The 16,385-nt window shown below is 62.4% G+C and carries 10 protein-coding genes; 8 read left to right on the forward strand and 2 right to left on the reverse strand.

The window, feature by feature from the left end; genetic code table 11:
• Positions 1-248 precede the first annotated feature (248 nt).
• The 3 genes from MMG91_RS25130 to MMG91_RS25140 are packed head-to-tail and all read left to right on the forward strand — an operon-like array spanning position 249 to position 4,785.
• Positions 249-1,409: an efflux RND transporter periplasmic adaptor subunit gene (locus MMG91_RS25130; protein WP_310661032.1), complete on the forward strand. Its 1,161-nt coding sequence runs from the start codon at positions 249-251 to the stop codon at positions 1,407-1,409.
• Positions 1,410-3,383, forward strand: a complete 1,974-nt coding sequence (locus MMG91_RS25135) for a MacB family efflux pump subunit (protein ID WP_310661033.1) — start codon at positions 1,410-1,412, stop codon at positions 3,381-3,383.
• Between the two features lie 7 nt (positions 3,384-3,390).
• Entirely contained in the window at positions 3,391-4,785 is a 1,395-nt protein-coding gene (locus MMG91_RS25140; protein WP_310661034.1) for an efflux transporter outer membrane subunit, read from the forward strand.
• A gap of 140 nt (positions 4,786-4,925) precedes the next feature.
• Here the strand turns inward: MMG91_RS25140 and MMG91_RS25145 are convergent, their stop codons facing one another.
• Complete coding sequence (locus MMG91_RS25145) at positions 4,926-6,551, reverse strand: PvdJ/PvdD/PvdP-like protein (RefSeq protein WP_310661035.1); 1,626 nt, start codon at positions 6,549-6,551, stop codon at positions 4,926-4,928.
• Positions 6,552-6,765: 214 nt separating this feature from the next.
• On the opposite strand from MMG91_RS25145, the gene pvdM reads away from it, so the two are divergent.
• From pvdM to MMG91_RS25170, 5 genes are all read left to right on the forward strand, one after another.
• On the forward strand, positions 6,766-8,136 hold the full coding sequence (pvdM, locus tag MMG91_RS25150) for a pyoverdine-tailoring dipeptidase-like protein PvdM (protein WP_305446289.1): 1,371 nt from the start codon (positions 6,766-6,768) through the stop codon (positions 8,134-8,136).
• A complete protein-coding gene (locus tag MMG91_RS25155) occupies positions 8,133-9,419 on the forward strand; it encodes an aminotransferase class V-fold PLP-dependent enzyme (protein ID WP_310661036.1) in 1,287 nt (428 codons plus the stop codon). Before pvdM ends, MMG91_RS25155 begins: the two co-directional genes overlap by 4 nt.
• Positions 9,420-9,462: 43 nt before the next feature.
• A complete protein-coding gene (locus MMG91_RS25160; protein ID WP_310661037.1) occupies positions 9,463-10,350 on the forward strand; it encodes a formylglycine-generating enzyme family protein in 888 nt (295 codons plus the stop codon).
• A 156-nt stretch (positions 10,351-10,506) separates the two neighbouring features.
• Complete coding sequence (locus MMG91_RS25165; RefSeq protein ID WP_310661038.1) at positions 10,507-12,156, forward strand: cyclic peptide export ABC transporter; 1,650 nt, start codon at positions 10,507-10,509, stop codon at positions 12,154-12,156.
• A 113-nt stretch (positions 12,157-12,269) separates the two neighbouring features.
• A complete protein-coding gene (locus MMG91_RS25170) occupies positions 12,270-14,750 on the forward strand; it encodes a TonB-dependent siderophore receptor (protein WP_310661039.1) in 2,481 nt (826 codons plus the stop codon).
• A 616-nt stretch (positions 14,751-15,366) separates the two neighbouring features.
• Here the strand turns inward: MMG91_RS25170 and MMG91_RS25175 are convergent.
• On the reverse strand, positions 15,367-16,323 hold the full coding sequence (locus MMG91_RS25175; protein WP_310661040.1) for an alpha/beta hydrolase: 957 nt from the start codon (positions 16,321-16,323) through the stop codon (positions 15,367-15,369).
• Between the last annotated feature and the right edge of the window lie 62 nt (positions 16,324-16,385).

The raw sequence follows: 16,385 nt of genomic DNA on the forward strand, positions 1-16,385 counted from the left end.
ATGGCAGCGCGCAAGAGGCGTAATTTATAGTAATTCTCATATAGATTTAAAGCACTGGATCCACTTACCTGAGAAATAACCTCATTTGTCGTCCTGTAACCCTATGTATCAAGGCTTAAATTCTGCTCCGGGGTTCTCGTTTACAGGACAGCTTCCCGTGTCTGTCGGTCCATCGACAGCGTTCAGCGGCGCCGGTCACTGCCGTGCTCGCCGAGCGACGGGCCGATTTTCACCGGCTGGAACCCCGCATGAAACGTCCCCGCCCCACCCGACGCGCCCTGTTTGTCGCTCTGTGCCTGATCCCCGCCGTGGCCCTCGCCGCTTGGCAAGTGATCCCGCCGGGGCGTGAGAAACTGGCCACCGCCGCCGTGACCCGCGCCGATATCGAAAACAGCGTGACCGCCCTCGGCACCCTGCAACCGCGACGTTACGTCGACGTCGGCGCCCAGGCGTCCGGGCAGATCCAGAAGATTCATGTCGAGGCCGGCGATCAGGTCAAGGAAGGCCAATTGCTGGTGGAGATCGACCCCTCGACCCAGAAAGCCAAACTCGACGCCGGGCGCTTTTCCATCGACAACCTCAAGGCCCAGTTGCAAGAGCAGCGCGCCCAGCACGACCTGGCGCAGCAAAAGTACCAACGCCAGCAGAACCTCAAGGCCGGCGGCGCGACCCGTGAAGAAGATGTGCAGACCGCCCGCGCCGAAGTGCGGGCGACCCAAGCACGCATCGACGGGTTCCAGGCGCAGATTCGTCAAGCCCAGGCCAGTTTGCGCAGCGACGAAGCGGAGTTGGGTTACACACGGATCTACGCGCCGATGTCCGGCACGGTGGTCGCCATCGGCGCCCGGGAAGGCCAGACGCTCAACGCCCAACAACAGACGCCGCTGATATTGCGCATTGCCCGGTTGTCACCGATGACCGTATGGGCCGAGGTGTCCGAGGCGGATATCGGCCAGGTCAAACCCGGCATGACCGCCTGGTTCACCACGCTCAGCGGTGGCAACCGGCGCTGGAGCAGCACCGTGCGGCAGATTCTGCCGGTGCCGCCGCGCCCGCTCGAACAGATGCAGGGCAGCCCCACCAGCGGTCGCAGCGGCAGCGAACGGGTGGTGCTCTATACCGTGCTGCTGGATGTCGACAACGCCGACAACGCCTTGATGACGGACATGACCGCCCAGGTATTTTTCGTCGCCCGGCAGGCGCAGAACGTGCTGACGGTGCCCACCGCGGCCCTGCAAAACGGCACCGCGGCAGATCGCCAAGTGGCGCAAGTGGTAGCGGCCAACGGCGAGGTTCAGCGCCGCGAGGTTCGCACCGGGATCAGCGACCGGCTGCGCACGCAGATTCTCGACGGGCTGGCGGAAGGCGATCACGTGCTGAGCGCTCCGCTTACCGGCAGCGGAGGCTGAATGCAAACACCCCTGATTGACCTGCGACAGATCCGCAAAGCCTACGGCGGTGGCGACAGCCCCTTGGTGGAAGTGCTGCGCGGCATCGACCTGTCGATCCATGCCGGCGAATTTGTCGCCATCGTCGGCGCTTCCGGTTCCGGCAAATCGACCTTGATGAACATCCTCGGCTGCCTCGACCGCCCCACCAGCGGCGACTACCTGTTCGCCGGGGAAAACGTCGCCGGCCTGGGCAGTGACGAACTGGCCTGGCTACGGCGTGAGGCCTTCGGCTTCGTGTTTCAGGGTTATCACCTGATCCCATCCGGATCGGCCCAGGAAAACGTCGAGATGCCGGCCATCTATGCCGGCACCCCGGCGGACGAACGCCATGCCCGCGCGGCGGCCCTGCTCGAGCGCCTCGGCCTGGGTTCGCGCAACGGCAACCGTCCGCATCAGCTTTCCGGTGGCCAGCAGCAACGGGTATCGATCGCCCGGGCGTTGATGAACGGCGGTCACATCATCCTCGCCGACGAACCCACCGGCGCCCTCGACAGCCATAGCGGCGCCGAGGTCATGAGCCTGCTCGACGAACTGGCCAGCCAGGGGCATGTGGTGATCCTCATTACCCACGACCGCGAAGTGGCCAAACGCGCCAACCGGGTCATCGAAATCCGCGACGGTCTGATCATCAGCGACACCGCCACCAATCCCGCGGCCGCCCCCCGCACGGCCCGTTCCGGCGCGCTGCAAGCCGTGGACCTGCGCCAGCGCCTGAGCGCCGGCAGCGAAGCCAATGGCGCCTGGAAAGGCGAATTGCTGGACGCGGTTCAGGCGGCGTGGCGGGTGATGTGGATCAACCGCTTCCGCACCGCCCTGACGCTGCTAGGGATTGTTATTGGCGTGGCGTCGGTGGTGGTGATGCTGGCGGTGGGCGAAGGCAGCAAGCGGCAGGTGATGGCGCAAATGGGCGCCTTCGGTTCCAACATCATTTACCTCAGCGGCGCCGCGCCCAATCCGCGTACGCCGCCCGGCATCATCACCCTCGACGACGTCGCCGCGCTCGCCAACCTGCCTCAGGTACAGCGGATCATGCCGGTCAACGGCGCGACGGCCGGCGTGCGTTTTGGCAATGCCGATCACACCGCCTATGTGGGCGGCAACGACACCAACTTCCCGAGCATCTTCAATTGGCCGGTGGTTCAGGGCAGCTATTTCACTCAGGCCGATGAAGACAGTGCCGCCGCGGTCGCGGTGATCGGGCACAAGGTCAGGGAGAAGCTGTTCAAAGACCTGACCGACCCGATTGGCCAGTACATCCTGATCGAAAACGTACCGTTTCAGGTGCTCGGCGTGCTGGCGGAGAAAGGCTCCAGTTCCGGTGATTCCGACAGCGACAACCGCATCGCCGTGCCCTACTCGGCCGCCAGCGTGCGTCTGTTTGGCAGTCGTAACCCCGAGTATGTGGTGATTGCCGCCAAGGATGCGCGCAAGGTCAAGGAAGCCGAGCAGGCCATCGAACAAACAATCCTGCGCGAGCACAAGGGCAAGCGCGATTTCGAACTGACCAACAACGCCGCCATGATCCAGGCCGAGGCCCGCACCCAAGGCACGCTGTCATTGATGCTCGGTTCGATTGCGGCGATTTCGTTGCTGGTCGGCGGCATCGGCGTCATGAACATCATGCTGATGACCGTGCGTGAACGCACCCGGGAAATCGGGATTCGCATGGCCACCGGCGCCCGTCAGCGCGACATCCTGCGCCAGTTTCTCACCGAGGCGGTCATGCTTTCGGTGGTCGGCGGTGTCGCCGGAATCGGTCTGGCGCTGCTGGTCGGTGGCGTGCTGCTGCTCGGCAATGTCGCAGTCGCGTTCCAGTTGTTCGCCGTGCTCGGCGCCTTCGGCTGCGCCCTGGTCACCGGTGTCATCTTCGGCTTCATGCCTGCCCGCAAGGCTGCCCGGCTCGATCCGGTCACGGCCCTTACCAGTGAATGATCGACCTATGAAAGTGCCCCTGAGCCTTCTGGCCGCCAGCCTGTTGCTGGCCGCCTGCAGCAACCCTGCGCCGCGCCCCGACAGTGGCCTGCAACCACCCGCCGCCTGGCAATCACCGAACACTTCAGCCGCCGCACACAGCAATCGCCAATGGTGGACGCAGTTCGGCAGCCCGCAACTCAATCAACTGATCGAACAGGCACGGGTGGGCAGCCACGACCTGGCCGCCGCCGTCGCCCGGGTGCAGCAAGCCCAGGCCAGCGCCACCATCGCCGGCGCCCCGCTGCTGCCCGAGCTCAAGGCCGGCCTCAACGCCAATCGCCAACGCTTGCTGCATGGCAAGGGGTACAGCCAACTGGACGTCAGCCCTGATAATCGCTCGCTGAATTATTACGATGCGCAACTGAGCGCCAGTTACGAAATCGATTTCTGGGGCGGCAAACGGGCGGCCCGGGACAGTGCCCAGCTCGGCTTGCAGGCCAGTGAGTTCGATCGGGCCACCGTAGAACTGACCGTGCAAAGCGGTGTGGCCAACAGCTACACCCAAGCCCTGTCGTTGCGTGAACAGCAACGGATCGCCGAGCTGAACCTGGCCAACGCCCAAAGCGTTTTGCGATTGGTGCAGACCCGCTACGACGCCGGCAGCGCCACCGCGCTGGAACTGGCTCAGCAAAAAAGCCTGGTGGCCGAACAGCAACGCAAACTGCCGCTGGTGCAGCAACAGGCCCGGGAAGCGCGGATCACCCTCGCCGCCCTGCTCGGCCAACCGGTGCAGGCGCTAACGCTGACGGAGCAGCCGTTCGATCAATTGCATTGGCCAGAGATTGCCAGCGGCGTGCCCAGTGAGCTGTTGAGTCGCCGCCCGGACATCGCCAGCGCCGAAGCCAAACTCGCCGCCGCCCAGGCCGATGTGACCGTCGCCCGTGCGGCGATGTTGCCCACCCTGACGCTCACCGCCAGCCTGGGCACCGGCGCCGACCTGGCCTCGGATCTGTTGCGCACGACTTTTTACAACCTGTCCTCGGGGCTGGTGGCACCGATCTTCAACAATGGTCGCCTCAGCGCCGCTCGCGACAAAGCCACGGCGCGCCAACAGGAATTGCTGGAAACCTATCGCGGGGCAATCATCAACGGCTTTGCCGATGTGGAAAAAGCCCTCAACAGCATTCGTGGGCTGGACGAACAACGTCAGTGGCAAGGGGAGGAACTGAGCCAGGCTCAGACCGCTTTCGACATCGCCCAGAGCCGCTACCAGGCTGGCGCCGAAGACTTGCTCACGGTGCTGCAAACCCAGCGCACGCTGTATGCCGCCCAAGATATGAATGTGCAGCTGAGGTTGTCGCGGTTGCAGGCCAGTATCGCGCTGTACAAGGCGCTGGGTGGGGGGTGGCAGGTGCTTTAGCTCAGGGTGAGCATTGAGTTCGCTATCGCGAGCAGGCTCGCTCCCCCATTGGATTTGCGTCGTACACAAACGTTGTGTTCAGCAACATCCAGTGTGGGAGCGAGCCTGCTCGCGAAAGAACGATAACGCGGTCTATCTGATTAAACCGGCCATCCCTTGACCTTCAGATGCCGCGCATACCACGGCCGTCGCGGCACTTTGCGCAACAGGTCGCTCATGGTGTCTTCATCGCCAAAGGTGATGCGCAACGCCAGCTTCATGGTTTCGGGGTCCATTTCCATCGAGCGCCCCGCTTGCAGACCCGGGGTCGTGCTGCAACCGTGGGTGTCCGGCCCGAGCCACGGATCGCCGACTTCCACCCAACGCCCCGGCGCAAACCACGGCACACCGTTGACCTCCAGTCGACTCAGTTCGCCAGGGTGAAAACGCTCATGGGCGCGGAACCAGTCTTCGATGCGATCGTCGATCCAGCCGTGGAAACGCCAGAACACCGGGTTGACGTGGGACGAAAACGGATCGCCGAGAAAGTCGTTTTCCGGGGCATACCAGCGCGCCGCGAAGTCGGCCTGATCCCGGGCCATCGGCACCGGTATCTCGTTGGACGGGTCCCGTGCCACCGATGCCCAGCGCATGTGCAACCAATCGTGCAGGCCCAGCTCGACCTCCGAACCGAACTGGCCGAGGGTCAGTTTCGACAGATAACGCGGATCCCGGTACTGCGACTCCCAGACCTGGAAGTTGCTGTGATACGTCTCGGCGGCTTTGATGTCGCTGACCCATTTGGTGTACTCGTCGTCGCCTTCGGTCAACCAGGTCGGCGGCAAGGCATTGCCATCGTGATTGTCGAAGTAGCGCGCGAAGCCCTGGCGATCACGCTCAAGCTCCGGCTGCGGCAAGGGGAATGCCGGCCATGAAGGCAAATCCTGCATGGAGCGGGCGATGCCGAGCATGTGCCGGTGCATGAAGAAGAAATCGATGCCCGAACCGTTTCGGTCCTTGCGCGGCCCGCGGGCATCACGCTCTTTGTCCCGTGGTCCGGGTTGCCAGCCGATACCGCGCAACGCCTCGCGCTTTTTCTCCGAGAGCTTGTGCCATTTATCCCGGGACGCGTGCCAGAGCTGATGAAACAAACGATGTTCGGGGGACACCAGCCACGCCAGAAACGCCGGGTTGAGGGCGACTCGCTCCCGCGCTTCGGGAAACCGGCGCTTGATGGCGATAAAGCGATTGTCGAGTTCGGGCAAACCCAACGGGCGATTCAGGCTCAGCACCTGGCCGCTGAAGGTGCCACTGCCGGCGTTGCCGAAAGCCGCCCAGACTTCGTCGAGCTTTGCCTTGAATTCATACACCGGCGCCACCAGCGGGGCGTCAGTGCGCATCAGTCGCCAGTACAGTTCAGCGCCAGTGGCCGGTGCCAGATCGCCGATGACCTGATAGCACGGCGGGCCTTCCCCGCGCAGGTGAGTGCCGGTGTCCAGGCAACCGCGCAACCCGCGCCCGCGATGAGCGATGTCGAGAAACAGCTCCAGCCCGTCCTGCGGCAAGCCATCGAGCCCGGCATCGCTGCCGACAAAACGAATGTCCCAGATTCCGCGCAAGCTGTCGGCCAGTTGCTGCCCGGCGGTGCTCGCCAGGTCGACCGTGGCCTCCCCCGGCGTGATCGGTTCCTTTTCCCGGGTCAGCTCACGATGTGCATAAAAAGCGGCAGGCACCGCAGCGCTCGTGAGCGCCAGGCCCGCCATGAACCAGCGTCGAGAAATCGTCATTGCCCTACCTGTGTCAGCCATGAAGCAGGCTTTATCCAAGCTAGAACGTTTGTTGCCTCTACAAATTTATGGGAGCCCTCAAAGATCGCAGGCGCCTGCATATGAAATGCGATCTTTGCGGGGTCACCTAAATTCCTGCATCGGTCACTCGTTCTTCCCAGATAGCAAAGGCCCCTGCGCCTGCACCGGGGCGGCGAACCTGACTGAGATGGCGATGACAAAAACACGTTCGAAAAAAGCTCTGTACCTCGGCCTGCCACTGGCCTTGGCGATCAGTGCCGGCGCAGGCTGGCTGGTCTGGGATTACGGGTTCAAGGACAACCCCGGCTACCCGGTCAAGGTCATGAAACAGGCCACCGAACTGCAGGAGCGGATCCTGTCCTTCGACAGCCACATCACCGTCCCCCTGAGTTTCGGTGCCCATGGCAATGAGGCCGACAAGGACGGTTCCGGCCAGTTCGACCTGATCAAGGCCAACCGTGGCCGACTGTCCGGCGCTGCCCTGACAGTCTTCGGCTGGCCGGAAATGTGGAACGGCCCGAACGCGCCGCACAGGCCCACCGACGGTTTCGTCGAGGAAGCACGCAACCAGCAGGAAGTGCGCTACAAAATCATCTCCGGGCTGGTTCGCGATTTTCCCAATCAGGTCGGCATCGCCTACACCCCCGACGACTTCCGACGCCTGCACGGCGAAGGCAAGTTTGCGATTTTCATCAGCATGCTCAACGCCTACCCGCTGGGCAATGACCTGAGCAAACTGGACCTGTGGGCCGCCCGCGGCATGCGCATGTTCGGTTTCAGCTACATCGGCAACAACAGCTGGGCCGATTCGTCACGACCGCTGCCGTTTTTCAACGACTCCCCCGATGCCCTCGACGGGCTGTCGGACATCGGCAAACAAGCGGTGCAGCGCCTCAACGATCTGGGCGTGATCATTGATGTGTCGCAGATGTCGACCAAAGGCCTGGAACAAGTGGCGCAACTGAGCCGCACGCCGATGGTGGCCTCGCACTCGGCGCCACGGGCCTCGGTGGACATCCCGCGCAACCTCAGCGACAAGGAGCTGCAGCTGATCAAGAACAGCGGCGGCGTAGTCCAGGTAGTCGGTTTCTCGCAATACCTCAAACCGCTGACCCAAGACACACAGGACAAACTCAACGCCCTGCGCAAACGTTTTGATTTGCCGCCATTGCCCAACCTGGCGATGGCATTGATGCCCGGTGACCCGATCATCACCGCCTGGTCCGAACAGAAGCTCGGTCAATACGCCAGCGGCCTGTACGCCATTCTCGAAGAAGAACCCAAGGCCACGCTCAAGGACCTCGGCGATGCCATCGATTACACCGTGCGCAAGGTCGGCATCGACCACGTCGGCATCGCCTCGGACTTCAACGACGGCGGCGGCATCAAGGGCTGGGAAAATGTCGGCGAAATCCGCAACGTCACCGCCGAACTGATCCAGCGCGGTTATTCCGAAGCCGATATTGCCAAGCTCTGGGGCGGTAACTTCCTGCGGGTCTGGGAACAGGTGCAAAAAGCCGCGAAGCCCACGCTGATTTCTCGCCAGGAAACGGTAAAACCATGAGTGACCGTCGTACTTTTCTGAAACAGGCCGGGATCCTCGCCGCTGGCCTGCCGTTGGGTGCCAGCCTCGGGACCCCGGCCGCCGCCGTGCAGCTGCAAGCCGTGTCCCGGAACAAGTGGGTGCAATTGCACCAGTTGTTCGAGCAGGATCCGAACTACATTCACTTCGCCAATTTCCTGGTGACCTCCCACCCCAAACCCGTGCGCGAGGCCATCGCCCGTCACCGCGCCGCGCTGGACCTGAACCCCGGGCTGGCCATGGACTGGGACCTGGGCGTGACCCACCAGCGCGAAGAAAACGTGAGGCTCTGGGCCGGTCGGTATTTGCAGGCCAAACCGACACAGATCGCCCTCACCGGCAGCACCACCGAAGGCCTGGCGATGATTTATGGCTGCGTCCAGGTGCGTCCCGTTCAGGAAATCCTCACCACGGTTCACGAGCACTATTCCACGAACAACATCCTGCATTTTCGCAACCAGCGCGATGGCACCCGGGTGCGCAAGATTCAGTTGTTCGAGCAACCACAGTCGATCTCGGCCGACCAAGTGCTGGATACCATCAACCGCAATATCCGCCCCGAGACCCGCGTGCTGGGCATGACCTGGGTGCACTCGGGCAGTGGCGTGAAGCTACCGATCAGCGACATCGCCGGACTCGTCGATGAACACAATCGCCAGCGCGACGACAAGGACCGGATCATTTACGTGGTCGACGGCGTGCACGGTTTCGGCGTCGAAGACCTGAGCTTCCCGGCGATGAACTGCGACTTCTTCATTGCCGGCACCCACAAATGGATGTTCGGCCCCCGCGGCACCGGCATCGTTTGCAGCCGCAGCGAAGAGCTGAAATACGTCAGCCCGAGCGTACCGACCTTCTCCGAAGCCACGACCTTTTCCACCACCATGTCCCCGGGCGGCTATCACGCTTTCGAACATCGCTGGGCCGTGGACGAAGCATTCAAATTGCACCTGGAACTGGGCAAGGGCGACGTCCAGGCGCGTATCCATCAGCTCAACAGCTACCTGAAACAACGATTGCTGGAGCAGCCGGGCGTCGAACTGGTCACCCCGGTCGACCCGAAGTTTTCGGCGGGGTTCAGCTTCTTCCGGGTCAAGGGTCAGGACAGCGATGCGGTGGCCGCTCATCTGATGCAAAACCGGATCGTCAGCGATGCAGTCAGCCGCGACGTCGGCCCGGTGATCCGCACCGCCCCCGGCCTGCTGAATACCGAAGCCGAGGTGGACCGTTTCATCGACGTGCTGGGCAAAAAGCGCTCCGCGTGAACCCTCTCTGCGAGGCACCGTTTTCCTTTAACCGAGACGACTTATGAAAACGCTCCCTATGCCCTCTTCCCTGCGAACCCTATCGGCCCTGGCACTGACCGCATTGCTCGCCGGTCTGCCGGCCGGCACCGCCCAGGCCGCGAACCCGCCAGCCCCCGGCAAGGTGTTCAAGGACTGCAAGGACTGTCCGGAAATGGTCGTGCTGCCCGCCGGCCGCTACACCATGGGCACACCAGCGGATGAAGTCGGCCACCAGCCCGATGAAGGCCCGCTGCATGAAGTGACCTTCACCCGCCCTTTCGCCATCAGCCGCTTTCAGGTACTGGCCGGCGAATGGGACGCCTACGTGCGCGCCACCGGCAACACCCCCGCCGACTTCGATGATCGCCCGGGCCGTCGCTGCACCGCCGGCAAACCCAGCTTCAAACAGACCGCGCGCCACCCGGCCGTGTGCATGAACGTGGCTGAAGCCGAGGGCTACATTGCCTGGCTGTCGAAGAAAACCGGTCATGCCTATCGCATGCCCAGCGAGTCGATCCGCGAATACGCCGCCCGCGCCGGCAGCACCGGGGCTTTCCCGTTTGCGTTCGATGAAGGCGCCGACTATCAGATCTCGAAAAACGCCAACACCTACGGCGCCGCCGACGGCTACAACTTCACCTCCCCGGCTGGCACCTTCCCGGCCAACGCCTTTGGCGTGTTCGACATGCACGGCAACGTTTATGAGTGGGTCGCTGACTGCTACCGCGAAGACTATGTCGGTGTACCCAGCGACGGCAGCCCGTGGCTGGAGCAGAACTGCAAACGCCAGGTGATGCGCGGCAACGACTGGGGCGAAGCGCCGGTGTTTTCCCGCTCCGGCAATCGCAACAGCAGCCTGCCCACCAGCAGCGGCGATTGGCTGGGATTTCGCGTAGTGCGTGAGCTCTGATTTTTCAGGCCGACACAAGCCTTGTAGCAGCTGCCGAACGCAGGCTTCGCCAGCTGCTACCCGGGCATTACCGCCCACTGCCGTTTAAATAAAGTCCGCAACCATTCGTTTTCCTTAAGTACCGGCACTCCCTCCGCATCGAAGCAGGAATCCTCCATGACCAAGCCAACGCGTGGGGCGATCAACGAATTGTTCGCCCTGCTCAAGCCCTTCCGCCTGATCGTCTCAGTGTCCATCGTGCTCGGCATGATCGGAGGCCTGAGCGTCACCGTGTTGCTGGCGACCATCAACAATGCCCTGCACTCCGCCGATGGCCTGACCCGCACCGTGGTGATGATTTTTGCCGGGCTGTGCGTGCTGGCGCTGCTGACCTCGATCTTGTCCGACATCGGCACCAACTACGTCGGTCAGCACATCATCGCCAGGCTGCGCAAAGAGCTGGGGGAGAAAGTGCTGTCGGCGCCGATCGACCAGATCGAACGCTACCGCAGCCACCGGTTGATCCCGGTGCTGACCCATGACGTGGACACCATCAGCGATTTCGCCTTCGCCTTCGCGCCGTTGGCGATTTCCCTGACCGTGACCCTGGGTTGCCTCGGCTATCTGGCGATGCTGTCGTGGCCGATGTTTCTGATGATGCTGGTGGCCATCGCCATCGGCACCACCATCCAGGCCATCGCCCGGGCCAAGGGCATGCGCGGTTTCTACGCGGCGCGAGACTCCGAAGACGAGCTGCAAAAGCACTACAACGCCATCGCCGAAGGGGCCAAGGAATTGCGCATCCACCGCCCGCGGCGTCAGCGCATGTTCGTGTCCGGCATCCAGAAAACCGCCGAGAAAATCTGTGACACGCAGATCCGCTCGATCAATACCTTTGTCATTGCCAAGTCGTTCGGCTCAATGCTGTTCTTCGTGGTCATCGGCCTGGCGCTGGCCCTGCAATCGTTCTGGCCCAGTGCCGACAAGGCCGTGATGAGCGGCTTTGTACTGGTGCTGCTGTACATGAAAGGCCCGCTGGAACATCTGGTCAGCACCCTGCCAATCATCAGCCGGGCGCAGATTGCGTTTCGCCGGATCGCCGAGCTCAGTGAACAGTTTTCCTCCCCGGAACCGCACCTGCTGCTAGAGGACCAGGGCCACACACCCGGCCCGGTCCACAGCCTGGAACTGAGCAACGTGCGTTACGCCTTCCCCCCGGTGGATGGCAGCGAGCCCTTCCGCCTCGGCCCGGTCAACCTGCGCATCGAGCAAGGCGACATTGTGTTCATCGTCGGTGAAAACGGCTGTGGCAAAACCACGTTGATCAAGTTGCTGCTGGGTCTTTATGCGCCCACCGAAGGCGAGATCCGCGTGAACGACCAGCCGATCACCGCGCTCAACCGCGATGACTACCGACAGAACTTCACCACGATATTTGCCGACTATTACCTGTTCGATGACCTGATTCAGGGCGACCGGCAAGTGCCGCAGGATGCCACGCGCTACCTCGAACGCCTGGAGATCGCCCACAAGGTCAGCGTGCGCGACGGCGCGTTCAGCACCACCGATCTTTCCACCGGCCAGCGCAAACGCCTGGCGCTGGTCAACGCCTGGCTCGAAGAACGACCGGTGCTGGTGTTCGACGAATGGGCCGCCGATCAGGACCCGACCTTCCGCCGCATTTTCTACACCGAACTGCTGCCCGACCTGAAGCGCCTGGGCAAAACCATCATCGTCATCTCCCACGATGACCGCTACTTCGACGTTGCCGATCAACTGGTGCGCATGGAGGCCGGCAAGGTCAAAAGCGAACTGCAACTCGCGTAATCGACGAGGCCGTGGCCGACCGGGAAAATAATTTTCCGGTTTGCCGCGGCCTCCTCGTCTTAATGAGACGAATAAGAACCATTACCAACTATACCTGCCAAGGTCTTAACCTCATGTCCGCATCCCGCTTTATGCTTCGACCTCTGACCCGCGCCCTGTTAATGAGCAGCACGACTCGCTCGCGCATGACGTCCACCGGCCTCGGCCTGGCGATGACCCTGGCGGTGACGCCGTATGTCCAGGCCCAGGAATGGACCCTGAACATCCCGGCCCAGCCATTGGCTCAGGCGCTGCAGACGCTCGGTCAACAGACCAATCTGCAAATCATCTACAGCCCCGAGAGCATTCAGAACCTGCGTTCCAGTGCCCTCAACGGCCGCTATCAGGAAGACGATTCGCTCAGCGCGCTGCTCAAGGGCACCGGGTTGCGCCATCAGCGCGACGGCAACACGGTCACGCTGCTGACGCCCGCCACCGGCAATGCGATGGAACTGGCACCGACCAGTATCAACGGGCAGCGATTGGGCGCGACCACCGAAGGCAGCAACTCCTACACCACCGGGGCGGTGACCATTGGCAAGGGTGAGCACTCGCTCAAGGAAACCCCGCAGTCGATCACCGTCATCACCCGCAAGATGCTCGATGACCAGAACCTGAACACCATCGAACAGGTCATGGAAAAGACCCCGGGCATCACCGTTTACGACTCGCCCATGGGCGGCAAGTATTTCTACTCCCGGGGCTTTCGCATGACCGGCCAGTATCAGTACGACGGCGTGCCGCTGGACATCGGCAGCAGCTATGTGCAGGCCGATGCCTTCAACAGCGACATGGCGATCTATGATCGGGTCGAAGTGTTGCGCGGCGCAGCCGGGATGATGAAGGGCGCCGGCGGCACCGCAGGGGGTGTGAACTTCGTGCGCAAGCGCGGCCAGGACACCCCGCACACGCAACTGTCGTTATCCGCCGGGACCTGGGACAACTACCGTGGTCAGGTCGACACCGGCGGCCCGCTGAACGACGCCGGCACCATTCGTGGCCGGGCCGTGGTCACCCAGCAGACCCGTCAGTATTTCTATGACGTTGGCGAACGCAGGGACCAGATCTACTACGGCGCGCTGGACTTCGACCTGAGCGACTACACCACCCTGGGCCTGGGCATGGCCTATGAAGACGTCGATGCCACTCCGTGCTGGGGCGGCCTGCCGCGCTACGCCGATGGCAGCGACCTGAAGCTCTCTCGCTCCACGTGCCTGAACACCGCCTGGAACAACCAGCGCAGCAAGCGGGCCACCTACTTTGGCGACCTGAAACACGAGTTCAACGACAACTGGGCGCTGAAGGTCGCGGGGGTTTACTCGAAAAACACCCAGGACATGGAATACGCCTTCCCGAGCGGTTCGGTACCGGTTGGCGCCACCAGCACCAGTACCCCGATGATCGGCAGCATCTTTGACTACGATCAGGTCGACTACGGCCTCGACGCTTATGTGGACGGCAAGTTCGACGCATTCGGCCAAGAGCACGAGCTGATCGTCGGCGCCAACGCCAGCCGCTCCCACAAAGATGACTTCTACGCCGTGGCCCTCCTGCCTGATAGTCAGAATGTGCTGAACCCCAACCATCACCTGCCCCAGCCGGATGAAAGTTTCTACCTGGCCAACGCCACCCGGGGTGGTCCGGTAGACATGCGGATCAAGCAATATGGCGCCTACTCCACGGCACGCCTGAAACTGGCCGATCCGCTGACCTTCGTCTTGGGCAGCCGCGTCAGCTGGTACAAGTCCGAAACCGACTCCGTCTCGTTCTGGCGCGGCGAAGGCACACCGATCAGTTCCGAGGCCAAGGAAACCGGGCAAGTCACCCCGTTCGCCGCGCTGCTGTTCGATATCAACGATAACCTGACCGTCTACACCAGCTACGCGGATATCTTCACCCCGCAAGGCAACTACAAGACCATCACCGGTTCGACACTCAAGCCATTGATCGGTCAGAGCTATGAACTGGGGATCAAGGGTGAATGGTTCGACGGTCGCCTGAACAGCTCCTTCAACCTGTTCCGCACCGTCCAGAAAGACGCAGCCCAGGATGACCCGGCCTGCCCGGACAGCACCTGCTCGCAAAACTCCGGCAAAGTGCGCGCCCAAGGCTTCGAAGCTGAAGTCAGCGGTGAAGTCATTGACCGCCTGCAGTTGCTGGCCGGCTACACCTACACCCAGACCAAGGTGCTGGAAGACGCCGACGCCAGTCAGGACGGTGTGTCGTATAACTCGTATGTGCCGCGCCACCTGCTGCGCGTGTGGGGCGACTACGCCCTCAGCGGCCCACTGGAACGCGTCACCGTCGGTGCCGGCGTCAATGCTCAAAGCAGCAACTACCGCGTCTCGCCGAGCAGCGGCAACAACATCACCCAGGCTGGCTATGCGGTCTGGAACGGTCGCATCGGCTACCGCATCGACGACACCTGGTCCGTGGCACTGAACGGCAACAACCTGTTCGACAAGCGCTACTACGCCACGATCGGTTCCGAAGGTTGGGGTAACTTCTACGGTGAACCGCGCAACTTCGTGATGTCGGTCAAGGCTGACTTCTGATTGCAGCGCCAATGAAAACGCCCCGCAATGCGGGGCGTTTTTTTGTGCCTGTTGATCGTTCCCACGCGCAGCAAAGGAATGCAGCCCGGGACGCTCCGCGTCCCCTCCAGAGCCGAACGCGGAGCGTCCGTTGAGGCATTCCCACGCAGAGCGTGGGAACGATCAACAAACTCTGTTTAAACGACACGTCCAGATACTCACCCAGGCTACACATCCTTGCGCCGCTGCCTACGACTACGCCAGAATCCGCCGGCTTGTGCGCCTTGAGGCCGGGCTCTATCGTTTCCGGGTCGCTGACGAATCAGCGATCGGGTTTAGCAGCTCGGTAAATATCAAGGCACGCAGTGTCACCTCTCGATGGTGGCTGTGCGTGGGGCACTTCGGTGCGCCGGGTTCCTTGATCCCTGGTCTGCTAACCCGCGTACAGTCGCCACCCGATTTGATCGTTCCCACGCTCTGCGTGGGAATGCCTCAACGGACGCTCTGCGTTCGGCTCTGGAAGGGACGCGGAGCGTCCCGGGCTGCATTCCTTTGCTGCGCGTGGGAACGATCAAACGATCAACATTCCTTTGCTGTGCGTGGGAACGATCAATCGCACTATCCGCAGTTTCCACGCTCAGCCCAAATGTCGACTCAATGCACGACTCAAGCGTTCATGCACGCTCAGCACATCCGGCATCACCGAGGCCAATCTGAGCAGGTCATGGGTCAAACCCGGGCACTGTTCGAGTTCGACACTCACCCCCTGCGCGCGCAGTTTATCGACGTAGGCCTGGCCTTCATCGAGTAACGGATCGAACCCGGCCAGCAGCACAATCGCCGGTGCCACAGCGTGCAGATCCTCAGCCAGCAACGGTGAGAAGCGCCAGTCCAGCAGGTCTTCGGGGCTGCGGGCGTAGTGCTGGTAGAACCAGGCCAGCGTGTCGTTTTCCAGCAAATACCCTTCACTGAACAACAGGCGCGAATCGTGGGTGCGCGAGGCGTCGGTGACCGGATAACACAGCAATTGCACCTTGGGGGCGATGGCCACCGTGTGTGGTTGAACCACCGCTTGCAAGGCCAGCACCGTCGCCAATGTGGCACCGGCACTGTCGCCACCGAACGCGACGCGACCGGCATCCAGCCCCAGGGCCAGCGCCTGTTCCGCCAGCCAGGACAAGGCGTCTTCACCGTCCTCCAGCGCTGTCGGAAAGCGGTGCTCCGGCGCCAGCCGATAGCCAACCGACAACACCGCGCACGGCGTACGCCGGCAGAATTCGCGGCAGACACCGTCATGGGAATCCAGGCTGCCCACTACAAAACCACCACCATGAAAATACACCAGCACTGGCATCGGTGCCGTCGCCCCGGCCGGGCGATACAAACGCAATGCCAGCGGCGCACCGTCCCGGGCCGTGGTGTTGACCTCCAGCACATCAAGATCCTGAGGGGCATTCCAGCGCAATTGCGTGGTGGTTTGTTCGAAGATCGCCCGGGCCTCGACCGGTGTCATTTGATGCAGCGCCGGCAGGCCTGCGTCCTGGCCGTCTTGCGCCAGGTCGAGGAAGGCTTCCAGATCAGGGTGTAACGACATCGAAAAAATCCTTATGTCCGTAAAAAAGGGGCGCGCCTCGGCAACGCCCCCCCTGCAATGAT

Source organism: Pseudomonas sp. JL3 (assembly GCF_031570575.1).
Lineage (GTDB): Bacteria > Pseudomonadota > Gammaproteobacteria > Pseudomonadales > Pseudomonadaceae > Aquipseudomonas > Aquipseudomonas cucumis.